This window comes from Luteimonas sp. A534 (genome assembly GCF_054072805.1).
In genome coordinates this window covers 109,834-132,976 of the sequence record NZ_JBSVRR010000006.1, presented here as the reverse complement: position 1 = coordinate 132,976, position 23,143 = coordinate 109,834, and the positions used below count along the sequence as shown (strand labels likewise).

Genomic DNA, 23,143 nt, shown 5'->3' with positions numbered 1-23,143 from the left:
CCTGTTCGGCTGGTTCGAATCGCGCCTGGATCCCTTTCCGGAAGCAGCGCCCCGACAGCCCCCGCGCGGCCTGGTCGCCTTCTGCCTGCATTACACGCGCGGCACCGGTGGCTGGCTGGCGCTCATGGCCGTGCTCGGCGCACTGATCGCCGTGGCCGAGCTGGGCATGTATGTCTATCTGGGCGCGCTGGTGGATCGCCTCGGCGAGCACACGCCGGCCACCTTCCTCGCCGCGGAGGGCCCGCGCCTGGTCTGGATGGCGGCGCTGGTGGCGATCGGCCTGCCGCTGCTGGTGTTCCTGGACAACCTGGTCCAGCTGCAGGTGCTGCTCGGCAACTTCCCGATGCGCATCCGCTGGAACGTGCACCGCTACCTGCTGCGGCAGTCGATGGGCTATTTCCAGGACGAGTTCGCCGGGCGCATCGCCACCAAGCTGATGCAGACCTCGTTGGCCGTGCGCGAGACCGTGGTCAAGCTGCTCGACGTCGGCGTATACATCCTCGTGTACGTGTTCGGCGCGATGCTGGCCGCGGCGGCCGCGGACTGGCGGTTGATGCTGCCCTTCGCCGGCTGGCTGATCGGCTACATCCTGCTGATGGCGTACTTCGTACCGCGCATGGAGCGCGTCTCGCGCGAGCAGGCCGACGCCAGGTCGGACATGACCGGGCGCATCGTCGACAGCTACACCAACATCGCCACCGTGAAGCTGTTCTCGCACTCGCGGCGCGAGCAGGCCTATGCGCGCGAAGCGATGGACGGCTTCCTCGGCACCGTGTACCGGCAGATGCGCCTGGCCACGCGCGTGGGCGCCGGCAACTACACGCTCAACATGGGCCTGGTGTTCGCGGTAGCCGCGATCGGGCTGTGGCTGTGGATGGGCGGCGCGATCAGTGCCGGCGCGCTGGCGGTCGGCATCGCGCTCGCGCTGCGCCTGGTCGGCATGAGCCAGTGGGTGATGTGGGAGCTGTCGGCGCTGTTCGAAAATATCGGCACCGTGCAGGACGGCATCAATTCGATCTCGCTGCCGCCGACGGTCGACGATGCGCCCGACGCACCGGAGCTGCCGGCGATCACCGGCGACATCCGCTTCGAGTCCGTCGGCTTCCACTACGGCAAGGGCTCGGGCGTGATCGAGCACCTCGACCTGCACGTACGCCCGGGCGAGCGCATCGGCGTGATCGGCCGCTCGGGCGCCGGCAAGTCGACGCTGGTGAACCTGCTGCTGCGCTTCCACGACGTCGAGTCCGGCCGGATCCGGGTCGACGGCATCGACATCGCCAGCGTGCAGCAGGACAGCCTGCGCGCGCGCGTGGGCGTGGTCACCCAGGACACCTCGCTGCTGCACCGCTCGGTGCGCGACAACATCCTCTACGGTCGTCCGGACGCCACCGAGGCCGAGATGATCGAGGCCGCGCGCCAGGCCGAGGCCCACGACTTCATCCTCGAGCTCTCCGATTCCGCCGGCCGCCGCGGTTACGACGCCCACGTCGGCGAGCGCGGCGTGAAGCTCTCGGGCGGCCAGCGCCAGCGCGTCGCCATCGCGCGCGTGCTGCTCAAGGACGCGCCGATCCTGGTGCTGGACGAGGCGACGTCCGCGCTGGATTCCGAAGTCGAGGCCGCGATCCAGGGCAACCTGTACCGACTCATGGAAGGCAAGACGGTGATCGCGATCGCCCACCGCCTGTCGACGATCGCGGCGATGGACCGGCTGGTGGTGATGGATCGCGGCGCGATCGTCGAGGAAGGCACGCACGAGGAACTCGTGGCCCGCGGTGGCATCTACGCGCAGCTTTGGCGGCGGCAGTCCGGCGGCTTCCTCGCCGAATCCGGGGGCTGAGTTCGCCGGGCCTGAGTTGGCGGGGTGGAGGGAGAGCGTCGCGCTTTTGCTGTTTCCGGCGGCCCGCGGGGAGGCGTTGCGAGGCGGGTTGGGGGGTACGTAGTGGGCATAAAGACCACCACGTGGTCAGCCCACGGAGTACCCACCAACACGCCGTCCCGCACGCCGCCCCACAGCCCCGCGGTCTTCCTAGGGAGAACCACTCGCGCCATTGGCGGGCGTGGACTCGACCCGTGCAGCAGCCGAATCGCCACCGCGGCTGTCCTCGTCCTCGCGCGGTTCACGCGCCGGCGCGCGGCGCTGGAAGAACGCACTGCGCACCACGTCGAACTCGCTCATCGGACTGTCGTCCGGACAGGTCTGGTCCGGGAAACCGTACTGCTCGCGCATCGCCAGACCGCAGTCGGTAAGCTCCTCGAGCTCCCGGTCGGGCATCTTGCACTGGTGGTCGAAGTTGCGCTGGAACGCATCGCGGCGGCGCACGAAGTCTTCGCCGCACTTGCGCATCAGCTGCAGCCGGTCGAGATCGTCCTGGGCCGGATTGGTGCCGTCCAGGCCGTATTCCAGCAGCTCGTCGGCGGTCAGCAGGCGGAGGTTGCGGTTGGGCACCGCCATCATCATGTCGGCCACGGCCACCGCCACGCCGTTGCGCGCCAGGAATTCCTTGACGCGTCCGTAGACCGCCTGCAGTTCTTCGTTGAGCTGCGCACGGGAGGTGGCGGTGGAGCTCATGCGGATGATGCGGTGGATGCCGACGGGGCCCGAGATCATGCGCACGTCGCCGGCGCCGAGGATCAGCACGCAGGCGCTGTGACAGCTCGCGCCCTCGCGCACCCAGATCGTCCAGCCGGAGGCGCCGATGGCGTCGCCGGCCTTGATCGCGTCTTCCACCTGGCCACCGCTGGAGTCGATGTCGAGCACGCGCTTGCCGATCTCCATGCGATCGGCGATCGCGGCCACGCGCTCGACCAGGGCGTGGAAGCCGGCGTTGATCTTGCCCTGGTAGCGCAGGCGCACCAGGCCGACGTCCTTGCAGGGGGTCAGTGCATCGACCACACCGAGGAATGAGAGGTTGGCCAGCGGCGTGCCGTCGCCCAGGTTGGCGTAGTCGAGTTCGCAGCTGACCGAGGCGGTGCCGTCGGCCAGTGCCGCGTCGGGCCAGTCGGTGCCCTTGCGCACGTCATAGGGCTTGGGCGGCGCTTCGACGGGCGTACTGATGAATTCGCCCGTGCCGTTGGCCTCGGCGATCGCCGCGGGCTCTGGCTCGGGTGGCGCCGCGGGTGACTGCGCGCCGCAGCCGGCGAGCAGGACACACAGGGCGAGCGCACGGAGCAGGGTCGGCATGGACGCGGGTTGCATGGGCATGGCTCCACAGTCTATGGCCTGGCCGGCCCCGCGAAAGGAACGCCGGGTGAACTTCAATGAAAATCGCGGGATTCGGTGCGCAGGCCGCCGAGCAGCGGCGACAGGTCCTCGAGGTCGCCGGCCACCAGGTGCTCCACGCCATCCACCCGCTCCCAGCGGCCCCGCACCACCAGCAGCGTCGCGCCCAGCAGCGCCTTGCGCCGGCGCTCGGCCACCCGCGGCCAGACGATCACGTTGACCATGCCCCCCTCGTCTTCCAGGGTCACGAAGATGGTGCCGCTGGCGGTCTGCGGACGCTGGCGCTGGGTGACGATGCCGGCCACGGCCACGTGGCTGCCGTGGCGGCGGTCGCGCAGCTCGTGCGAGGCCAGCAGCCGGCGCGCGCGCAGCTGGTCGCGCAGCAGTGCGAGCGGGTGCTGGCGCAGGCTCAGGCCCAGCGCGCGGTAGTCCGACAGCACGTCCTCGCCTGCGCCGGGTGCCGGCAAGGCCACCGCGTCTTCGTCGGGACTGCCCGGCAGCAATGGCCGCTGGCGTTCGATGCCGGCCACCACCCAGCGCGCGTCGTGGCGATGGCCGGCGAGCGACTGCAAGGCGCCGGCTTCGGCGAGCGCAGTGCGGGCTTTTTCCTCGAGCCTAGCGCGGCGGCAGAGGTCGGCGATGTCGCGGTAGGGACGCTGCGCGCGCGCCGCCACGATGGCGTCCGCGACGGCTTCGGAGAGGCCGTGGATCATGCGCAGCCCCAGCCGGATAGCCAACTGCTTTTGTGGGAGCAGCCATGGCTGCGAATGGGCTTGCAGAGACGGTCGCCCGTGCGGGTCGCAGCCATGGCTGCTCCTGCAGGGTTCCAGCGTGCAGTCCCACTCGCTGATCGCCACGTCCACGGGCAGCACCTCCACGCCCACCCGCGCCGCCTTCCCCCGCCGAGCGTCCTGCACGATCTGGCTCGGCGAATAGAAGCCCATCGGCTGCGAGTTCAGCAGCGCGCAGGCGAACGCCGCCGGCTCGTGGCGCTTCAGCCAGCAGCTCGCGTACACCAGCTTGGCGAACGAGGCCGCGTGGCTTTGCGGGAAACCATAGGAACCGAAACCCTTGATCTGTTCGAAGATCTGGTCGATGAACTCCGACGCGTAGTGCTTCGCCTCCATCAGCGCGCGGATGCGCTGGCGGTGCGGCTCCATGTCGCCGCCGTGGCGCCAGGCGGCCATCGAGCGGCGCAGGTGGTCGGCCTCTTCGGGCGTATAGCCCGCATGGATCACCAGCTCCATCACCTGCTCCTGGAACAGCGGCACGCCCAGCGTGGGGCCGAGGATCTCCTCGATCCCGGGGGATGGATACGTCACCGCCTCCTTCTGCATGCGCCGGCGGAGGTAGGGATGCACCATGTCGCCCTGGATCGGCCCGGGCCGCACGATCGCGACCTCGACCACCAGGTCGTAGAACGTCTTCGGCTTCAGCCGCGGCAGCATCGCCATCTGCGCGCGCGACTCGATCTGGAATACGCCGACGGTGTCGGCGAGCTGGATCATGTCGTACGTGGGCTTGTCTTCGACCGGGATGGTCGCAAGCTCCAGTTCGCGGCCGCGGTGCGCCTTCACCAGGTCCAGCGCCTTGCGGATGCAGGTAAGCATGCCCAGCGCCAGGCAGTCGACCTTGAGCAGGCCCAGCGATTCGAGGTCGTCCTTCTCCCACTGGATGATGGTGCGATCGTCCATCGCCGCGTTCTCCACCGGCACCATCTGCCACAGCGGCGCGTCGGAGATCACGAAGCCGCCGACGTGCTGCGACAGGTGCCGCGGCTTGCCGCGCAGCATCGTGGTGACGGCAAGGATGCGCGAGACCAGCGGGTTGTCGATGTCGAAGCCGGCATCGGCCAAGCGCTGCTCCATCGGCGTTTCGCCGTTGCCCCAGCCGAAGCACTCCGCGAGCAGGGTGACCTGGTCCGGCGGCAGGCCGAAGGCCTTGGCCACGTCGCGCACCGCGCTTTTTCCCCGGTAGCGGATCACGGTGGCGGCCAGCGCGGCGCGTTCTCGGCCGTACTTGGCGTAGACGTATTGCATGACCTCTTCGCGCCGCTCGTGCTCGAAGTCGACGTCGATGTCGGGCGGCTCCTTGCGTTCCTTCGACAGGAAGCGCGCCATCAGCAGCCGGCTTTCCGTCGGATTGACCGCGGTGATGCCCAGCGCATAGCAGACCGCGGAGTTGGCCGAGGAGCCGCGGCCCTGGCAGAGGATGTCGCGGCTGCGGGCGAAGCGGACGATGTCCTCGACGGTGAGGAAGAACGCCTCGTACTTGAGCTCTGCGATCAGCGCCAGCTCGCCTTCGATCTGCTTGACGACCTGAGGCGGCGTTCCGTCCGGCCAGCGCTTGCGCATGCCGGTTTCGGTCAGCTTGCGCAACTGGCTGGCCGGAGTCTCGCCTTCGGGCACCAGCTCCACCGGGTAGGTGTATTTCACCTCCGACATCGAGAAGTTGCAGCGCCTGGCGAGCTCCACCGCATTGGCCAGCAGCCCGTGTGGATGGATGTTGCCCAGCGCGCGCCGCGTGCGCAGGTGGCGTTCGCCGTTTCGGAAAAGATGCGCGCCGGCTTCGGCCAGCGGCAGGCCGTGGCGGATCGCGGTGACGGTGTCCTGCAGCACGCGCTGGCGCCGGGTGGCCATGTGCACGTCGCCGCTGGCCAAGGGCGTGAGCCCGAGTTTCGCGGCCAGCGCCAGCAGGTGGTGGAGGCGCGCATCGTCGTCCTGTTCGCGCTGCAGTTCGACCGCGAGGTATGCGCGATCATCGAACACGTTGCGCAGCCAGGCGCCCTCCTCCACGTCCGGCTCGCGGCCGGGCAGCCAGAGCGCAAACAGTCCGCACCCCGCGACTTCCGTGGGAGCGGCTACAGCCGCGATGGCCGTGGCTTTTGTGGGAGCGGCTACAGCCGCGATTGGCGAGCCATCCAGGGTGGTGGTGCTTTTATCGCGGCTATAGCCGCTCCCACAGAGGGTTTCCACATCGGTGCGGGACAGACGGTAGTCGCCCTTGGGCGCCGCGCGGCGTGCGGTGGTGATCAGCCGGCACAGCTGCGTGTAACCCATGGCGTTTTCCACCAGCAGCACCAGGCGCAGGCCGTCCTCGAGCCGGAACTCGGCACCCACGATCAGCTTCACCCCGGTGATCTTCGCCGCCTCGTGCGCGCGCACGATGCCCGACAGCGAGCACTCGTCGGTGATCGCCAGGGCTTCGTAACCGCACTGGGCGGCGCGGGTGAACAGTTCCTCGGCACTGGCGGCACCGCGCAGGAAGCTGAAGTCGGAGAGGCAGTGGAGTTCGGCGTAGGCCGGCAATCCCGCTCCCACAGGGAGGCATCGGGGCGGGGGCGGGATCGTTGGCCGCCCCGGGCGGCATCTGCAGCTGCATCCGCCGTTGCATGCGCACGATGCGTGGCTCGCGCGCGCCGGGGGTATCGGGCGCGACGCCGGGCGGCAGGCCATGGTCGTCGTCGTGGCTCATGCGAACCAGCCGTGCAGCATCCAGTCGCCCTGCACGCCCGGTGGCGCGAAGGCCCAGGCGCGCTGCCCGCGCGAGGTCTCCAGCACGTAGTAGTCGCGGCGCGCGTCGTCGCCGTCCCACCAGCCGCTTTCCAGGCGTTCGGGGCCGGACACGATGCGCAGCCGCGGATCGCGCAGGGGCACCGGGCGCGGCAGCAGCCAGGCCGGACGTGGCGGGCGCGGCGGCGCCGGAGCGGCACACGCCGCATCGTCATCGACGCCGGCACGGCGCCAGGCACGCTCCGGCCGCGGATCGCCCGACGGTGCCACGCGATGCACCGCTTCGTCGCCCAGTCGCGCACGCAGGCGCTCGCGCAGCTGCGGCCACGGCACCGCCTGCGCCGGGCGGGTATCGAACAGGTCGCGCGCGGCGGGTACGAAGGGCGGCAGCTCGCGCGCCAGCAGGCGCACGGCGATCACCGGTGCCGGCAACGCCGCCTGCTCCAGGCGATTGCGGGTGAGGTCGAACAGCACGGTCGCGTCGCGCTCGGCGGCCAGCAGGCCGACCGGGACGTCGGTATGCAAAGCCCCCGCCACCTGCATCTGGTCGGCTTCGTGCGAAGGCAGCGCATGCCGCGCCTCGTGCTCCAGGCGCAGGGTGAAGCGCTGCACGCCACCATCGCGCGCCGACAGATACGTGGCGAGGTCGGCGATCAGCCGCCGCAGCGGAAACAGCAGCGCCTGGTGGCTTTCGACCTCGAAGCCGAGTTCGATGCGGCCATCGAAGTGGTCCGGCGGCGCATAGCAATCCAGCGGATCATCGGCGTCGCCGTGGAGGCGGTCGATGTGGTCGAGCAGCGCGACGCCAAAGCGTCGACGCAAACCATCGCGCGGCATCGCCCGAAGCGCAGCGAGCGTGCGCACGCCCATGCGGTGCAGGCGTTCGCCGGCGTCGTCGGGCAGCGCCGCGCGGCGCACCGGCACCCGCGCCAGCGTCTCGCGCATCGCCTCAGCATTGGTGACCGCGAAGCCATCGCGCAGGCCTGCGAACACCCACGCCGCGCGCGGCGTCGGTGCCAGCGCGATGCGGTGGCTGAAGCCGAGGCCGTCCAATTCCTCGCGCAGCCGCGCCTCGAAACGCGGCCACGGCCCGAACAGGCGGAAGCTGGCGCGCACTTCCAGCACGATCGCACCCGGCCACTGCGCGCTGACCTGCGAGCTGTGGCGATACGCCCAGGCGGCGAGGAAGCGCTGCCAGCGCACTTCAGACGCCGGGTCGTGCTCGACCATGGCGACGTCGGACAGCAGCGCATGCGCGGCCGACAGCCGCATGCCCGATTTCAGGCCGGCGGCTGCCGCCGATGCGTTGACCGCGTGCAGATGGCGCAGCTGCGCCGGGCCCGACACCAGCGCCAGCGGGCGGGATGGATCCGGCGCACGGCGGAGGACAGCGTCCAGCGCCAGCCGCGGCAGCGCAATGCAGGCCCAGAGCATGGCGGCCTCAGGGGCACACTGTGGGAGCGGCTACAGCCGCGATGGAGCGTCTGTCTGCACGGTCAGGGATGGAGGCGACTGCCTTGCATGTTGGAATCGGGGCTATAGCCGCTCCCACAAAAGCCGCCGACCCCACAAAGCTTGCTCCCCCGGAGGCTGCTCCCACAGAAGCTGCTTCCACAGGCAAGGGGATGGCGAACGGGCGGGTGGGCGGATTGGCGCCTCGGCACTTGCGCACGTGCCAGGCGCCTTTGCCTTCGCGGCCGCAGGCGTACTCCAGCCGCAGCGCCGCCGGCGAGGGATTGACCGCGTGCTTGGCATCGCGGAACGCGAACCCCAGGCAGTCGCCGCTGTCCGCAGCCACCTGCAGCCGGCGCAGCGCCTGCGCATCGGCCTGCAGCGGCCAGCCCATTACCGCGGCGCAGGCCGCGCTGCGCAGGCACTGTTCGAAGGCCCACAGCGCACCACGCGCGTCGGCCTCGATGATCTCGAGATGGCGCAGGTCCACGCCCGCCGCCTGCCAGGCTGGCGCGTAGGGCAGGTACGGCGGCGCCACCACCGCGACCACATCGCCCGCCTGCGTCAGCCGCGCCAGCGTGGGCAGCAGCAGCGCCAGCTCGCCGACGCCGTCGGCCGGCAGCAGCAGCTCGGTCAGCGCGGCGCGCGGCCAGCCGCCCTGCGGCAGCAGCGCGTCAAGCCCGGCATGACCGGTGGGCTCGCCATCGGCTTCCAGCACCGGCGTACGGCCTGCGCGCCACACGGTGCGCGCCGACAGCATGGCGTCGAGGCTGGGCAGCGAAGCAAGCGCGGGCGCCAAAGTCATCGCCATGCCCTCACGCCGTGCGCACCAGGCCGCAGTACAGGCCTTCGATCGCGAAGTCCGCGCCCGCCGGCACCTCGATCGGCGCGTAGTCGGGATTGCGCGGCAGCAGGCGGATCCGGCTGTGCGTGCGCTCCAGGCGCTTGATGGTGATCTCGCCCTCCACGCGCGCCACCACCACCTGCCCGTTGCGCGCGTCGCTGGCGCGCTGCACCGCCACCAGGTCGCCGTCGAAGATGCCGTCATCGCGCATCGAGTCGCCCTTCACCCGCAGCAGGTAATCGGGCTTGCTGGAAAACAGCGCGCGGTCGAGCAGCAGCATGCGCTCCACGCCCGCATCGGCGCCGACCGGCGCGCCCGCGGCCACGCGGCCGAGCACCGGCAGTTCGAGGCGGTCGTCGCGGACCTTCAACCGCGTGCCGGGCACGTGGCGCGCGCGCCCTGCCCGTCCCGCCGCACCGGCCTGCGCCATGCCGCCGACCACGCGGATGCCGCGCGCCTCGTTCGGCCGCACTTCCAGGTAACCGGCGGCCTCGAGCCGGCGCACGTGCTTGTGCGCCGCGCAGGCCTGGCGGAAGCCGAAGGCGTCGGCGATCTGCTGCAGCGTGGGCGGCGCGCCCTCGGCCTCGGCATGGGTCTGGATGAAGGCGAGCACGTCGCGCTGTCGGGGGGTGAGGTCGTCGGTCATGGGTAAAAATCTATTTACCTTGTCGGACATAAGCAAGCCCGGCGGTCGGAAGATTCCAGCGCCGGGCGGTCTCAGACAGTGAGAGCGGTTTCAGATCAACGGCTTAGGCCGACCACCGCGAACCCGAGACTTGCGACGCCACCGCCGCCAGAGCATCCACACCGCCAGCGGCAATCCCATCACGGTCGCGAGCGCCGCCAACGCCTCCCCCCGGCCGATACCGAGCGCGAGCAGCAGCAGCTCGAACTTGCTTGTGGCAAACGCTGGCGGCGGCACCTCCAGCACGGCGTCGTGTACCGGGCGGCCGGCGAGAAAGTCGGCGATGCGTCCGGCAATCTCCGACTGACCCAGCCAGAGTTCATCGTCATGGCTGGCACCGCGCACCAGCAGGTGCCTGCCGTCACTGAAGCCGGGCAGTAGCGCCTGCGCATTTGCCGGCGGCGTGCGCCCGTCCAGCGTGCCGCTGACGAACAGCACCGGCACGGCGCTTCGCAACGGTGCACGGAATGCCTCGCCGAGGTCGACGAGTCCGAGGCCGTCACCGAGCATCGGGAAGGGAAAGTTGATCGCGTCGCCGAACAGGCTGTCGCGCGCCTGCGCCTCGACCAAGGCCCTGCGGTGCGGGCTCTGGCCGGACGCCACTTCCATCGCCAGCGGCATGGCGCGGAACTCGCCGAGCTGCTCGCGCACTGCCAGCACGATGTCCGCCATCAGGCCGTAGTCGCCGCGCTCGGCGTCGCGTAGCGCCAACGGCAACAACTGCTGGGTAGAGCGTCGCCCGAGCGTGGCCGCGATTGCCATCTGCGCGTCGTACTCGCCGATCGTCACCATCCTGCCGCCATGCATGAGGCTGCGGCCCTGGCCTGGCTGGTGGCGCAACGCCTCAAGCACGCGCCGTGCCGATCCGGCCAGGTCATCGAATCCGTCACCTTCGGCGACGACGGCCAGCTCGGCCAGCAAGGCATCGGCCGCCAGCGGCAGCTTGAGCGTATCGTCGGGCCCCTCGGCGCCGATCAACACGATGCGGTCAATGCCCGCCCCGTGCAGGCGGACACTGGCCAGGGCCAGGTGGGTGCCGTAACTCATGCCCCACAGACTGATCCGCTGCACACCCAGCGCGCGTCTCAGGTGCTCGATGTCGCCGGCACTCTCGGCGGTGGTGTAGGCAGCCAGATCGATGCCCTCCTGTTGCCAGTAAGCGATGCAGCGCGCGGCCGTGGAGCGCAGCGCCGCCAGCGCGGCGTCCCGCACCACTGGCTGGGCGTCGTCGAAACGATGCACATGCGGGCATGGCGGCGGCGGTTCCGAGAGGCCCGTGCCACGCTGGTCGAGCAGCAATACATCGGTCTCGCGCCGGACCCGGTCGAACACCGGCCAGCGCGGACCGCGCGCCGTCCCGACACCGGATCCCCCAGGGCCGCCGGCCAGATAGACCACGGGCGCAGCGCGGCCATCGCCGCCCGTGGCCGGCAGGCGCACCACCCGCAAGCGCATGCGCGGTCCCTCTGGCTCACCATGCCGACGCGGCACATCCAGGAAAGCGACCTCGGCCGCGATGGTGCCGTGTTGTGCGGTTTCGAACGCATAGGGCGTGAACGCCAGCGGTGCGTGCACATCGCCCGCCAGTACGGGCATCGCACCGGCAAGCCACAGGCACATCGCCGCCAGCAGCCTGGCCGCTGCCCGAGAGTGAAGGCAGCGACCACGAAGGCGGGAAACGGAAAGCGATACGGCGGACATGACGGACTCCACGGCACAGGTCACAGCCGCCAGCATCTCCTCCGGCGTTGTGGTCCAGGCCGCCCCGTCCGCCCAACAGCTCCAGCCGGGGGACCAGCGTCTCCGCGCAGCAGATACGATGAACGCATGCAGCTTCCGCGCACCCTGATCGCACTCGCCATGTTGCTGGCCGCCATCGCGGCCTGGCTGTCAGTTTCGGCGCGCCACCCGGCAACGTTGCATGTGCTGGCCGCGGAAATGGCTCCCGCCTTCGACGTTTCGGGGACCGTGCCGCAGACGCCGCCGGACGACCTCGACTGGCGCCCGCTCGACCAGCGCGAACTGGCCGGCTGGCGCGATCCCTACTGGCTGCGCTGGCGATTGCCTGCGCCCAGGGAGCAGCACAGTGCCGACCGTGCACTGCGCCTGTCGCTACGCGCCGCCAGCCAGCCTTTCTGGAATGGAGAACCATTGGCAGGCAACGGCATCGTGGGGCGTACAGCAGAGGAGGAACGAGCCGGCCGCATCGACATCGTCCGCGTGCTGCCGCCATCCTCTCCCAGCGGCACGGACGAGTTGGTCGTGCTCGCTTCCAGTCACCACCAGTGGTTTCGCCCACATAGTGCGGACGCCGCCGTCGAGGTGGCGCCGGTCGAAGCGATCTACAGCCATCGCCTCCAGCCGTGGCTGATCGCGGCGTTCGCCACGGGTGCGCTCGCGGCGGCATTCCTGTATTTCCTGGCAGTGCAACGCGGCCGGCTGCGCGTGCCCGGTGCTCGCCTGCTGCTCGCGCTTGGCGCGGTCGGCCTTGCATTGCCGGTCATCGAGGCCTGGCGCCCGTTGCTGGGCTATGCCTATCCCTGGCACGGTCCACGCCTGCTCACACTGCAGGTGCTGCACCTGGCGGCCGCGGTCCTGCTGCCGGCCTACATCGCGCGTCGCTTCGACGCTGCGGTGCCACTTCACACACGCATCGGCTACCTCGCAGCGCTCGCGGGGGTGACCGCATTCGTGCCGAGCTTCGATGGCCGCGGCGCGGCCGTACTGCTGCTGAGCCTGTTCGCTTCGGCCTGGCTGTTGCTGCGCGCCCGGCGTGAGCAAGAGGAGCGCTGGCCCATCCTGACGCTGGTACTGGCTGGCGCGTTGACGATGCCCTTCGCTGGCAGCGCCTTCCTCGACGGCCCGTACTTCCTGTTCCTGGCGGTGTTGATGGGTTTCCTGCTTCTGCGCCACGCGGCGCAGCTGCGTGCACTGGACCGGCATAACGCCTTGTTGCGCGAAGAGCGCGCTCGCCTTTCGCTGCAGTTGCTGCAGCGGGGCATCCAGCCGCACTGGCTCATGAACACCTTGACCTGCCTGCAGGAACTGATCGAACAGGCCCCGCCGCGCGCCAGCCGTCTGGTCGAGTCGCTGGCGGAGCAGTTCGATCGCCTGCGCGAGAGCAGCAGCCGCCAAAGCGTTCCGCTGGAGGACGAACTGGCCCTGTGCCGCAGCCATCTCGACATCGTTGGCCTGGCCCAGAATCGCCCCATCAGCTTCGAGATCGACGCCGACGACACCGGACTGTCGCTGCCACCCGGCGTTCTCCACGCCCAGGTCGAAAACGCGCTGACCCATGCCGGAGCCGCCGCCTGCGCGCAGCATCCGTTCCGCCTGCGCGTGCGTCGCGAGAACGACCACTGGGTCCTGGAACTCCGTAGCGCACGCGGGTCCGCACCACACCGCGGCCATGGAACCGGCACGCGCTACATCGAGGCCAGCCTGGCGGCCAGCTGTCCCGGCGGCTGGCGCTTCGTCCAGGGCGTGGATGGCGCGGACTGGTGCGGCCGGATCGAGCTGGCATGCGCATCCTGATCGTCGAGGACGAGCCGCTGGTACGCCAGCGTCTGTTGCGTCTATGCACCGAGCTGGCCGGCGCACGTGCACGCTTCGACGCCGTCGCCGACCTGGAATCAGCGGGCGACCGCCTCCAGCGCAGCGTGTACGACGGGCTGCTGCTGGACCTGAACCTGGGTGGCGAGGACGGCTTCGAACTGCTGCGGAGCGCGGTGGCGGGCCGCTACCACTGCGTCGTGGTCTCGGCCCATCGCGAGCGTGCGCTGCAGGCCTTCGAGCACGGCGTACTGGATTTCGTCCCCAAGCCGTTTTCCCGCGAGCGCCTCGGCCAGGCACTCGAGCGCCTGCTCGATGTCGGCCGCTACCGTTCCGGCCGCGCCCGCTACCTCGGCGTCTGGCGTGCGCAAGGCACGGCACTCGTCGAACTGGCGGATGTGCTGTGGATCCGCGCCGACGGCGACTACAGCCAGTTGCGCATGCGCGACGGCCGCAGCGAACTGCACGACAAATCCCTGGCCAGCCTGGGCGCCGTATTGCCGCCAGATTTCGTGCGCTGCCACCGGTCCTACCTGGTCAACCTGCGCCATATCCGCACCCTGCATGCCGGATCTGGCAGCCGTTACTGGCTGGTACTGAGCGACGGTGCGGAACTGCCCGTGGGCCGCGCCCACGTCGCGGCGCTGCGCTGCGAACTTGCTCCTGGATCCCCAAGCCCCGGCAATCAGGAAGTTTGAAATCCGCTTGATATGGCGGCGCGATCCTGTCCTCCCCTGGATGCCACTGGAACCGCCATGCGCCGCCTGCCCCTTACCTGCCTGCTCGCCGCCGTCGTGCTGCTGTATCTCCCGTCCGCGTTCGCACGCGACACCGTCCTGGTCGTGCTCAGCGGCGAAGGCCGCGACGCCGGCAAGACCCGCCCCGGCTACGAGTTCGACGAACTGTCCCAGGCCTGGCTGATCTTCAAGGCCAACGGCCTGTCCGTGGAAGTCGCAAGCCCGCAGGGCGGTGCGATCGAGGCCGACAAGTACAACCCCGACGAGCCCTTCAACGCTGCGCTGCTGGCCGACGCCGGGGCGATGCGCCAGCTGGCCGACACGCGCCGTATCGACGCGCTGCGCGCCGAGGACTACGCCGCCGTCTACGTGGTCGGCGGCAAGGGCGCGATGTTCGACCTGCCGCGGAATGCCGCACTGCAAGGCCTGCTCGCCCGGGCATGGGACAACGGAGCGGTCGTTGCCGCGGTCTGCCATGGCCCGGCCGCCCTCGCCGACGTCCGCCTGGCCGACGGCAACGCGCTGGTGGCCGGCCGCCGCATGACCGGCTTCAGCAACGAGGAGGAGGCGGTGTTCGGAAAGAAGTGGGCGTCGCAGTTCCCGTGGCTGCTGGAGGATGCGCTGCTGGCGCGCGGTGCGATGTGGGACGAAGCGCCGCTGATGATGTCCAAGGTGGTGGTGGATGGACGCCTGGTCACCGGCCAGAACCCCTACTCCACCACCGCGGTGGCCGAAGCGATCGTGCGTGCCCTGGGCCGCACCCCGGTCGCGCGCACGCCGTGGCGCGACGAGCTGAGCATGGCCCTGGTGGAACGCCTGCGCAGCGGCGACATCGCCGGCGCGACCGCGGCGCTGGAACAGGACCCCACGCGCTATCACGTCGAACTGATCGGTCTGCTCGGCTATTACCAGGCGCAGGTCGCCGGCGACGATGCCGCCCAGCTTCGGCCCGCGCTGCAGACGATGGAACTGGCCCTGCCGCACATGGGCGAGCCGCAGCTGAAGCTCGGTGCCGCCGAAGCCCACCTTCGCCTGGGCCAGCGCGTGCAGGCGCGCGCCCTGGTCCTCCAGGTACTGGAAGCGGCGCCGCAGATGGAAGAGGCTGTCACCCTCCTGAAGCGGATCGACGGCTGAGCCATGCACCTGCCCGCGCTGCGCATCCTGGTGATCGAGGACAACCCGGTGCTGCGCGACAACCTGGCGGCGATGTTCGCCGGCCACGGCATCGCCGCCAGCTTCGCCGCCGATGGCCTGAGCGGGCTGCAGGCGGCGCTGGCGGATCCGCCCGACGTGCTGGTGCTCGATCTGGGCCTGCCCGGGCTCGACGGCCTGCGCGTCTGCGAGCGCCTGCGCGCGCAGGCCGATCGCCACATCCCGGTGCTGATGCTCACCGCGCGCGACGCGCTGGACGACAGGCTGCTGGGCTTTGCCAGCGGCGCCGATGACTACCTGGTCAAACCGTTCGCCGGCGCCGAGCTGCTGGCGCGCTGCCTGGCGCTGTCGCAGCGCCACCGCGCCGGCACGCCGCACCTGCTGCGCATCGGCAGCCTGAGCATCGACCGGCGCAGCGGCGTGGTGCAGCGTGAGGGCCATACCCTGCAGCTGCAGCACACCGCGCAGCTGCTGCTGCTCGCGCTCGCCGAAGCCTGGCCGCGCACCCTCACCCGCAGCGAACTGGTCGAACACATCTGGGGCGATGCCCCACCCGACTCGGATCCGCTGCGCACGCACCTGTACATGCTGCGGCAGGCGCTGGATCGCCCGTTCGCAGTGCCGATGCTGAAGACCGTGCATGGCGTCGGCTTCCGGCTGGAGGCCGACGCGTGAGCACCACGACGCGTCCACGCCGCCGCCTGCAGCACCGGCTGATGCTGGCCTTTGGCGGCTTCGCCCTGTTGGTGGCCGCGCTGTACGGCTTCTACGTGGTGCTGTTCGTCTACCTGGTCGAAGACCGCTTCTTCCATGGCCTGCTGCAGCAGGAAGCACAGGCGCAGCTGGCACACCACGCCGCGCACGGCGACTGGACGCGTCCGCAGCTGCACTTCGTCGCCGTGCATGCCGATCCAGCCACCCTGCCCGACGGGCTCGGCGCCTGGCTGGCCGAAGAGCCCTTGCGCCGCGAGTTCCCCGGCCACGACGGCCGCCACTACCACCTGCAGGCGCTGCAGCCACCGGCGCCGGCCGCACCGGCGTGGCTGGTGGCCGAGGTCAGCCAGCAGCTGGCGGTGCGCCCGATGCGCAGCGGCATCCTGCAGTGGCTGGCCTGGTCCAGCCTGGCGGTGCTGGCGCTGGCGCTGCTGCTCGGCGCCTGGCTGGCCCGGCGGATGACCGCGCCGCTGTCGCGCCTGGCGGCGCTGGTGGACGAGGCCACGCCGTCACGGCTGCCCGCGGGATTCTCGGATGCGTTTCCGGACGACGAGGTCGGAACGTTGGCGCGCGGGCTGGAGCGCCTGATCGCGCGCATCGACGACTTCGTTGCACGCGAACGGGAGTTCAGCCGTGACGCCAGCCACGAGCTGCGCACGCCGCTGGCGGTGATCCGCAGTGCCTGCGAACGCCTGGCCGCGCGCGATGACCTCGATGTCGAATCGCGGCTGCAGCTCGATCATGTCCGCCAGTCAGCGCATCAGCTCGAGCAGACCGTCGCCACGCTGCTGGCCCTGGCGCGCGAGGAGCACAGCGCCGAGGCCGCCAGCGAGGTCGCCGTGCTGCCGCTGCTGGAGCGCGTGATCGTCGACCAGGCACCGTTGCTGGACGGGCGTGCGGTCGAGGTCCGGCTCGACGTGGCCCCCGGCACGCGGGCGCACCTGCCGGCGACCGTGCTGCACATCGTGCTGTCGAACCTGGTGGGCAACGCCTTCGCCCACACCCCTGCCGGCGAGGTCGCGATCGACGTGGACGGCGACTGGCTGCGCATCGCCAACCCGGGCGGCGGCATCGCGGCAGGTGCATTCCAGCCCTTCGTCAAAGGCGAGGCCAGCGCCGGCTTCGGGCTGGGGCTGGCCATCGTGCGCCGCCTGGGCGAGCGCCACGGCATCGCCCTGCGCTTCGACACCGATGGCGCGGGCACGGTCGCCCGGCTTGGACTGACTGCTCAGCCTTCCCCGCGATCGAACGAGAACAGCGCCGCCAACGGATGCTTGCGCCGCTCGATCAGCGCCCGCACCAGTCCGGCACCGATCATCGAATAAGTGATGCCGTTGCCACCGTAGGCCATCGCGAAATGCACGCGCGGTCCGTGCTGCGCGTGCGGGCCGAAGAACGGCAGGCCGTCGCGGGTCTCGGCGAAGGTGCCCGCCCATGAGAACGCTGGCCGCAGCGGCAGGTGCGGGAACAGGGCCGCGGCCTTGTCCAGCAGCTTGCGCGACTTCTTCTCCACGCGGGCGTCGCGTCGCGCAGGCACGTCGACGTTGTCGTCCTCGCCGCCAACCAGCAGGCGCCCGTCACCGGTCGTGCGCATGTACAGATAGGGACGCGCCGTCTCCCAGACCATGGTGTCGACCAGCGGGCCCAGGGCGTCCTTGCCGATCGGGTCGGTGATCATGGCGTAGCTGCTGCGATCGGCGGCGACGCGCTTGCGCAGCCACTTCTGGCTGGCGTAGCCCGCGGCGATCACGACGTGGCCGGCGCGCACCGCGTGGCCGTCGGCGGTGGTGAGGAGCACATCGCGCGAACGCGGCTGGATGGTGTCGATGGTCGTGCGGTCGAACACCGCACCGCCGCGCTTGCGCAGCCGCGCGAACAGTCGGTAGGCCATGCGATACGGGTCCACGCGCGCGGCCAGCCGGCTGAGGATCGCCGCCGGCGAATCGAAGCCGAACTGCTCGCGCACCGCCTCCGCCTCCAGCCACGCCATGTCGAAGCCGTGGCGCTGGCGCAGCGCGAACTCCGCGCGCAGCGCGCGGACGTCGCGGCGCCGGCTGGCGTAATAGAGGCTCCCGGCGCGTGCGAAGTCCACGTCGCGCACGTCCGCCGCCTTCGCCTGCAGCAGCGGAATGGCCTCGGCGCAGGCGCGGTAGGCGAGCACCGCATTGTCCTCGCCGTAACGCTTGGCCAGGTCGACCATATGCGTGTCGATCTCGTACTGCAGCAGCGCCGTGCTGGCGGCGCTGCTGCCCCATCCCACGTCGCGCTGCTCGAACACCGCGACGTCGTGCCCATGCGTGGCCAGCTCGTCGGCGATCAGCGCCCCGGTGATGCCGCCACCGATCACCGCCACGTCGCAGCGATGGTCCGCCTGCAGCGGCGGGAAGGCGTGCATCAGGCCGTTCTTGACCGCCCACCAGGGGTAGCCGCTTTTCAGGTCCATCGAGGTGTCGATTCCAGTCGGGATACGGTGGCGCATATGACTGCACGGCCGGGCGAGAAGAACCGGTGAATTCGATCTCCAGACCAGGCCCGCGACCCATCGTCGTTGCGGGCTACCATCCACCGATGAAGGACGACCTCACTACGACGCTTCGCGAGCGCCTTGGCCTGGCGGACCCTGTCCCGATGGAATTCCAGCGAGGCAAGGCCGAAGAGACCGATGGATTCGCCCGTGAAAGGATCGGGTACCGCGGACTCGAAGGTGATCTCATTCCCGCCTTCCTGTTCACGCCCAGAGGGCGCGACACGCTCGGCGGAGTGGTTGTCTTCCATCAGCACAACGGCGAGTTCCACTTCGGCAAGAGCGAGGTCGCGGGCGATGTGGGCGACGCCTTCCAGGCCTTTGGGCCGGCGCTCGCCCGCAGGGGCGTCGCGGTCCTGGCCCCGGACTCCATCACGTTCGAGGATCGACGGGGAGCGGTCCAGGGGGTGGAGCCGGACTACTACGATTGGCTCCAACACTACAGCGCCATGAGCTACCGGCTGCTGGATGGCGACCTGCTGATGAGGAAGTGCCTGGATGACGCCCAGCGCGCCCTGAGCGTCCTGCTCCAGGCCGCTGACCTGGACGAGCGGCTCGTGGGCGTGGCGGGACACTCGTACGGTGGCTACACGGCGCTCTACCACGCGGCAGTCGATTCGCGATGCCGGTTCGCATGCGTCAGCGGTGCGGTGTGCAGCTTCGAGACGCGACGTCGGGAGAACACCGGGATCACTCTGTTCGAGGCCGTGCCCGGGCTCGCTCGCCAGATGGACACGCACGATGTTCTTTCAGCCATCGGACCTCGACCAACGCTGGTCGTATCGGGTACCGGGGACAAGTACTCGCGGGATGCGGACCAGGTCGTGGCCAAGGTCGCCGGCGACTTCGTCACCGAGCTCCGCGTCGACCGAGGACATGCGCTCGATCAGGAGAGGTTCGACGCGATCGTCGAATGGATCGTCGGCCGCGTATCCAATCCGTGAGAATGGACACCTGGCGGCCAGCAGCGGACATCAGGTTTCGGTACACGCAAAGAGACGCGTTGCCACGCCGCTCCGGAAGTCTGCGGTTGAATGGCGGCGACTGCCCGACCTGCCGCCCCTTATCCGTAGTCGGCTACCGCGTCATGGAAATCGAACTCGTGCACGATGACGACCCGGGATCCTGCCTTGCGAAGCTGGACCGCCTTCTCCACCTTTCGGCCGTAGCACGCGAATGCCCAGCACGGATTTCCCTCGGCTCCAATCACGAGGTAGTGCACCTTCTTCGAGGGGCTCCCATGGGCTGTTCCGCCAAGTCTCTCGACAATCCCTGCGAACTCCGTGCGCACGAATCGAGACGACGCACCCGTGAAGCAGAATCCCCTGTCAGTGAAAGTGATCTCGGGGTCGACTGCACAGAGACCCACCACTGACCCAGCCTCGGCTAGAGGTGCGCTGGTGATCGTCCGTCCACCTAGCAAGGCGGTGAACTCAGAAAAGTACGCGTGGAGCATCTCGTGCTCTTGCTCGTCAATCTTCTTGTCGAGAAGCACAGATGTGATGAGACTGCCGATCTCGTCGTAAGGCCAGCAAGTTTTCAGGTGATCGTGCTCGCCCAGCCAGTCGGATAGACCACGGAGCTCCGTCTCCGAAATGCGCGTGTCAGCAACGATTCCGCCAAGGATTGCGTGCAGGCGCTGCAGGTCAGCGGTGGTGCGATCGTAGAACTCTTCCGATCGGAGGCGTTCGCACAGCCACACGATGTCGTCCCGCTCATCTTGGCTGAGGACGTGATCTGCGACAGCAGCCGTGACGACTGGGACGAACTCGTTGTACGGGTGGAGATCTCGGAGCTCCTCGTGCTCGGAAAGCCAGAGCTCTAGATACCCCACCTCCAGTTCATTGATCTCCCCGTCGATCGAGATGCCTTCAATGATCCCCAACAGGGAGTTCACTGATTTATCCAGGCGAGCCCGCGTCGTGAACTTCGCGTACTTGCGATGATCCTCATGCATGTCGTCCCCCTTGTCTGTCCCTGCAAGGCCAGACTAGCCATCGCTGGGCTCGCCAACAACAGCAGCGGGCGACGCCCCCAAGAAAAGCCTCTGCCGTGCCCGGAGAAAGAAATGGCCCCGCCTCCGCGGGACCACCCCTCATCCCTTGACGCACACCACCTGCCGCAAGGTATGCATCACCTCCACCAGGTCCTGCTGCGCCGCCATCACCGCCTCGATGTCCTTGTAGGCCGCAGGCGACTCGTCGATCACGCCCTGGTCCTTCCGGCATTCAACATGTGCCGTGGCCTCACGGTGCTGCTTCAGCGTGATGCTGTTGCGCGCCGCAGTCCGGCTCATCACCCGCCCGGCCCCGTGGCTGCAGCTGTGGAAGCTGTCGTCATTACCCAGACCGCGGACGATGAAGCTCTTCGCGCCCATGCTGCCGGGAATGATGCCGAGCTCGTCCCTGCCCGCCCGCACCGCGCCCTTGCGGGTCACGAACATCTCCTGTCCGCCGTGCACTTCCTTCTGCACGTAGTTGTGGTGGCAGTTGACGGCCATGGCCTGCAGCTTGAACTTCGGCAGCTCCGCGCGCATGGCGTGCAGCACGCGCTGCATCATCGCCTCGCGGTTGGCGCGTGCGTAGTCCTGCGCCCAGCCCACGGCCTCGACGTAGTCGTCGAACAGCGCCTCGCCTTCCATGAAGAAGGCGAGGTCCCTGTCGGGCACGTGGTAGCCGAGCACGCGCTTGCCCAGCTCATCGCGGGCCAGTTGGATGAAGTACGTGCCGATCAGGTTGCCGGTGCCGCGCGAGCCCGAATGCAGCATCACCCACACGGCTTCGCTCTCGTCCAGGCAGACCTCGATGAAGTGGTTGCCGCCGCCGAGCGTGCCCAGCTGCTGCTCCACCTTGTCGAGCCGGATCCGCGGATGCTTCGCCTTGATGCGTTCGAGCCGCTGCCACAGGCCGGAGCCGGCCAGGGCCGACTCGACGCTGTCGGGCGTCTTGCGGTGGTTGCCGCCCGGGCCGTTGCCGACGGGAATCGCGCGCTCGATCGCCGAACGCAGCCGCGCCAGCGAGTCCGGCAGGTCGCGCGCGTTGAGCGTGGTACGCACCGCGGCCATGCCGCAGCCGATGTCGACGCCGACCGCGGCCGGAATGATCGCGCCACGCGTCGGCACCACCGATCCCACGGTGGCGCCGATGCCCAGGTGCACGTCCGGCATCACCGCCACCCACGGCCCCACGAAGGGCAGGCTCGCGATGTTGCGCAGCTGCGCATGCGCCTTGTCTTCCAGCTGCACGCCACGGACCCACCCCTTGATCGGGGTCTCGCCTTTCCGGTGCAGCCATTCGTAGTTCGAAGTGTTCACGCGTTCCATTCCTTGAAGGGCCCACGCGCCGCGTCCATTCGACGCGCGGGGTGTTGCTACTTCAGCGTCACCAGTTGCTTGATGACGCCATCCAGGCCGCCGAACACGGTCAGCCTGTCGATCTTCTCCGTCACCTTTTCCAGGGCTTCCAGCTCCTTCAAACGCATCAGGACCGGGCTTTCCTCGATCAGTTTCGCGGTGTTGAGCAGCGATCGCGTGGCGTTCGCCTCCTCGCGGCGGCGGATCACGTTGGCCTGTGCCAGCTTCTCCGCCTGTACCACCCCGTTGAGGATCTCGCGCATCTCGCCCGGCAGGATCACGTCCTTGACGCCGACACCCAGCACCTCGATGCCGAGCGCCTCCACGCGACCACGCACATGGCCGAAGATCTCCGCGTCCAGCGTGGCCTTGTCGCCAAGCAGCTCATCGAGCGTCTTGGCGGCCACGGCCTTGCGCAGACCGTACTGCAGCTCGCGGTACACGTAGTCGCTGTACTTGGCCACCTGCGTACGCGCGGCGACCGGGTCGGTCACGCGCAGCGAAGCAGCCAGGTTCACGCGCAGGCTGACCTTGTCACGGGTCAGAAGCTCCTGGCCCGAAACCTCCATGGACTGCACGCGCAGCTCGATGGTCTCCACCGCCACGTTCTTCTGGAAGTTCCAGAAGGCGTAGCTGCCGGCGCCGACCACCTGCTCCAGCGTGTTGTCGACGAACACCAGGCCCGCCGACTCCACCGGCACATCGAGCACCACGGCCACGCGGCCCAGCATGCCGAGCTGGCGCAGGCGACGCGTCACGTCCGGCGCGACGCGCAGGCCTTCGGCAAGCGAAGCCTTCTCGACTTCGACCTGCACCAGGCCACGCCAGTACAGCTTGCGCAGGCCCGGCGGCAGCACATCCTCAAGGCGGCCGTTCTTCGACACCAGTCCGACTTCGTCCATGCCGATGTCGGCCAGCACGAAGGTCTCGCCCAGCCGGGCGCCGAGCGCGGCGATCAGCGCCTCGACGTCGTCGCCGGCGTACTCCGCCTTGCGGATGTCGTGCACGACCACGTCCAGCTGGTCGCGCCACGCGAACAGGCGATGCACGCCCGGCGCGAGGACGCGCTCGAAACGGCGGTTGCGATACACCAGGCCGCGTTCGGCGTCGCCGATCACGACCCTTCGGGTCCAGAACATCATGGGTTTTCTCCTTGTGAATGGCTCTGGTGATCCGGCTCGCTGGGTGCGGAGAGCCGGTTGCCGCCTTGTGCCGGACGCGCGATGCGGCCGACTGAAGAAGTGGGAACGCCCCTGACAGGTAGCGGGCGGGCGACCGGTGCTGGTGGTGGCGTCTGCCGTGGATCCCCGGTCGCACCCGCATCGGCGCGCAACCGCCTTCCCACGTTGTCTGCCACCGCCAGGACGCGGTGCCGGCGCGGTACCCGCTGCGTGCTTCG

15 protein-coding genes and 2 pseudogenes are annotated in these 23,143 nt (G+C 69.4%); 7 read left to right on the top strand and 10 right to left on the bottom strand.

The genetic code is table 11. The annotated features are described in order from the left end of the window. Position 1 precedes the first annotated feature (1 nt). Positions 2-1,837 carry an ABC transporter ATP-binding protein gene (locus ACW5F0_RS13380; RefSeq protein ID WP_456965221.1) on the top strand — a complete coding sequence of 612 codons (1,836 nt, stop codon included), beginning with the start codon at positions 2-4 and terminating at the stop codon, positions 1,835-1,837. Positions 1,838-2,026: 189 nt separating this feature from the next. Here the strand turns inward: ACW5F0_RS13380 and ACW5F0_RS13375 are convergent, their stop codons facing one another. The 6 genes and pseudogenes from ACW5F0_RS13375 to ACW5F0_RS13350 all read right to left on the bottom strand — a co-directional run bounded on the left by ACW5F0_RS13375 (position 2,027) and on the right by ACW5F0_RS13350 (position 11,414). Next, positions 2,027-3,196, bottom strand: a complete 1,170-nt coding sequence (locus tag ACW5F0_RS13375) for a hypothetical protein (protein WP_456963968.1) — start codon at positions 3,194-3,196, stop codon at positions 2,027-2,029. A 59-nt stretch (positions 3,197-3,255) separates the two neighbouring features. Continuing rightward, complete coding sequence (locus ACW5F0_RS13370) at positions 3,256-6,528, bottom strand: error-prone DNA polymerase (RefSeq protein WP_456999923.1); 3,273 nt, start codon at positions 6,526-6,528, stop codon at positions 3,256-3,258. Between the two features lie 162 nt (positions 6,529-6,690). Continuing rightward, complete coding sequence (locus tag ACW5F0_RS13365; protein ID WP_456999922.1) at positions 6,691-8,166, bottom strand: Y-family DNA polymerase; 1,476 nt, start codon at positions 8,164-8,166, stop codon at positions 6,691-6,693. A 199-nt stretch (positions 8,167-8,365) separates the two neighbouring features. Then, positions 8,366-8,995, bottom strand: a pseudogene (gene imuA / locus ACW5F0_RS13360) (translesion DNA synthesis-associated protein ImuA); the annotation flags it as partial. A 4-nt stretch (positions 8,996-8,999) separates the two neighbouring features. Further along, positions 9,000-9,674, bottom strand: coding sequence for a transcriptional repressor LexA (gene lexA / locus ACW5F0_RS13355; RefSeq protein WP_456963965.1), 675 nt, complete (start codon positions 9,672-9,674; stop codon positions 9,000-9,002). Between the two features lie 90 nt (positions 9,675-9,764). Continuing rightward, positions 9,765-11,414, bottom strand: a complete 1,650-nt coding sequence (locus tag ACW5F0_RS13350) for an alpha/beta hydrolase (RefSeq protein WP_456999921.1) — start codon at positions 11,412-11,414, stop codon at positions 9,765-9,767. A gap of 126 nt (positions 11,415-11,540) precedes the next feature. Between ACW5F0_RS13350 and ACW5F0_RS13345 the strand changes: the two genes are divergently transcribed. From ACW5F0_RS13345 to ACW5F0_RS13325, 5 genes are read left to right on the top strand one after another with little or no spacing between them, the layout of a single operon-like run. Then, positions 11,541-13,247, top strand: a complete 1,707-nt coding sequence (locus ACW5F0_RS13345; protein ID WP_456963963.1) for a histidine kinase — start codon at positions 11,541-11,543, stop codon at positions 13,245-13,247. Beyond that, on the top strand, positions 13,235-13,963 hold the full coding sequence (locus ACW5F0_RS13340; protein WP_456999920.1) for a LytR/AlgR family response regulator transcription factor: 729 nt from the start codon (positions 13,235-13,237) through the stop codon (positions 13,961-13,963). Before ACW5F0_RS13345 ends, ACW5F0_RS13340 begins: the two co-directional genes overlap by 13 nt. A gap of 57 nt (positions 13,964-14,020) precedes the next feature. Then, entirely contained in the window at positions 14,021-15,136 is a 1,116-nt protein-coding gene (locus tag ACW5F0_RS13335; RefSeq protein WP_456999919.1) for a type 1 glutamine amidotransferase domain-containing protein, read from the top strand. Positions 15,137-15,139: 3 nt separating this feature from the next. Beyond that, positions 15,140-15,829 carry a response regulator transcription factor gene (locus ACW5F0_RS13330; RefSeq protein WP_456963960.1) on the top strand — a complete coding sequence of 230 codons (690 nt, stop codon included), beginning with the start codon at positions 15,140-15,142 and terminating at the stop codon, positions 15,827-15,829. Beyond that, on the top strand, positions 15,826-17,193 hold the full coding sequence (locus ACW5F0_RS13325) for a sensor histidine kinase (RefSeq protein ID WP_456999918.1): 1,368 nt from the start codon (positions 15,826-15,828) through the stop codon (positions 17,191-17,193). The genes ACW5F0_RS13330 and ACW5F0_RS13325 overlap by 4 nt, the downstream gene beginning before the upstream one ends. On the opposite strand, the gene ACW5F0_RS13320 is transcribed toward ACW5F0_RS13325, so the two are convergent. Then, positions 17,097-18,311: an NAD(P)/FAD-dependent oxidoreductase gene (locus ACW5F0_RS13320; protein ID WP_456999917.1), complete on the bottom strand. Its 1,215-nt coding sequence runs from the start codon at positions 18,309-18,311 to the stop codon at positions 17,097-17,099. The two genes, ACW5F0_RS13325 and ACW5F0_RS13320, sit on opposite strands and share 97 nt — an antisense overlap. A 125-nt stretch (positions 18,312-18,436) precedes the next feature. Here ACW5F0_RS13320 and ACW5F0_RS13315 point away from each other — a divergent pair. Then, positions 18,437-19,009 (top strand): annotated as a pseudogene (locus tag ACW5F0_RS13315) (dienelactone hydrolase family protein); the annotation flags it as partial. Positions 19,010-19,455: 446 nt separating this feature from the next. Here the strand turns inward: ACW5F0_RS13315 and ACW5F0_RS13310 are convergent. The 3 genes from ACW5F0_RS13310 to ACW5F0_RS13300 all read right to left on the bottom strand — a co-directional run bounded on the left by ACW5F0_RS13310 (position 19,456) and on the right by ACW5F0_RS13300 (position 22,883). Further along, the gene (locus ACW5F0_RS13310) at positions 19,456-20,349 is read right to left on the bottom strand and encodes a BRCT domain-containing protein (RefSeq protein ID WP_456999916.1); all 894 of its coding nucleotides are present in this window, start codon (positions 20,347-20,349) and stop codon (positions 19,456-19,458) included. 138 nt (positions 20,350-20,487) lie between these two features. After that, a complete protein-coding gene (locus ACW5F0_RS13305) occupies positions 20,488-21,714 on the bottom strand; it encodes an RtcB family protein (protein WP_456999915.1) in 1,227 nt (408 codons plus the stop codon). A 47-nt stretch (positions 21,715-21,761) separates the two neighbouring features. Continuing rightward, positions 21,762-22,883, bottom strand: coding sequence for a slipin family protein (locus tag ACW5F0_RS13300; RefSeq protein WP_456965219.1), 1,122 nt, complete (start codon positions 22,881-22,883; stop codon positions 21,762-21,764). Between the last annotated feature and the right edge of the window lie 260 nt (positions 22,884-23,143).

Bases quoted from the DNA above. Each gene is read 5' to 3' on its own strand.
- ACW5F0_RS13310 (WP_456999916.1), bottom strand. From the start codon at position 20,349: ATGCATGAGGATCATCGCAAGTACGCGAAGTTCACGACGCGGGCTCGC.
- ACW5F0_RS13335 (WP_456999919.1), top strand. From the start codon at position 14,021: ATGCGCCGCCTGCCCCTTACCTGCCTGCTCGCCGCCGTCGTGCTGCTG.
- ACW5F0_RS13345 (WP_456963963.1), top strand. From the start codon at position 11,541: ATGCAGCTTCCGCGCACCCTGATCGCACTCGCCATGTTGCTGGCCGCC.
- ACW5F0_RS13305 (WP_456999915.1), bottom strand. From the start codon at position 21,714: ATGGAACGCGTGAACACTTCGAACTACGAATGGCTGCACCGGAAAGGC.
- lexA (WP_456963965.1), bottom strand. From the start codon at position 9,674: ATGACCGACGACCTCACCCCCCGACAGCGCGACGTGCTCGCCTTCATC.
- ACW5F0_RS13320 (WP_456999917.1), bottom strand. From the start codon at position 18,311: ATGGACCTGAAAAGCGGCTACCCCTGGTGGGCGGTCAAGAACGGCCTG.
- ACW5F0_RS13375 (WP_456963968.1), bottom strand. From the start codon at position 3,196: ATGCAACCCGCGTCCATGCCGACCCTGCTCCGTGCGCTCGCCCTGTGT.
- ACW5F0_RS13340 (WP_456999920.1), top strand. From the start codon at position 13,235: ATGCGCATCCTGATCGTCGAGGACGAGCCGCTGGTACGCCAGCGTCTG.
- ACW5F0_RS13330 (WP_456963960.1), top strand. From the start codon at position 15,140: ATGCACCTGCCCGCGCTGCGCATCCTGGTGATCGAGGACAACCCGGTG.
- ACW5F0_RS13300 (WP_456965219.1), bottom strand. From the start codon at position 22,883: ATGTTCTGGACCCGAAGGGTCGTGATCGGCGACGCCGAACGCGGCCTG.
- ACW5F0_RS13365 (WP_456999922.1), bottom strand. From the start codon at position 8,166: ATGCTCTGGGCCTGCATTGCGCTGCCGCGGCTGGCGCTGGACGCTGTC.
- ACW5F0_RS13350 (WP_456999921.1), bottom strand. From the start codon at position 11,414: ATGTCCGCCGTATCGCTTTCCGTTTCCCGCCTTCGTGGTCGCTGCCTT.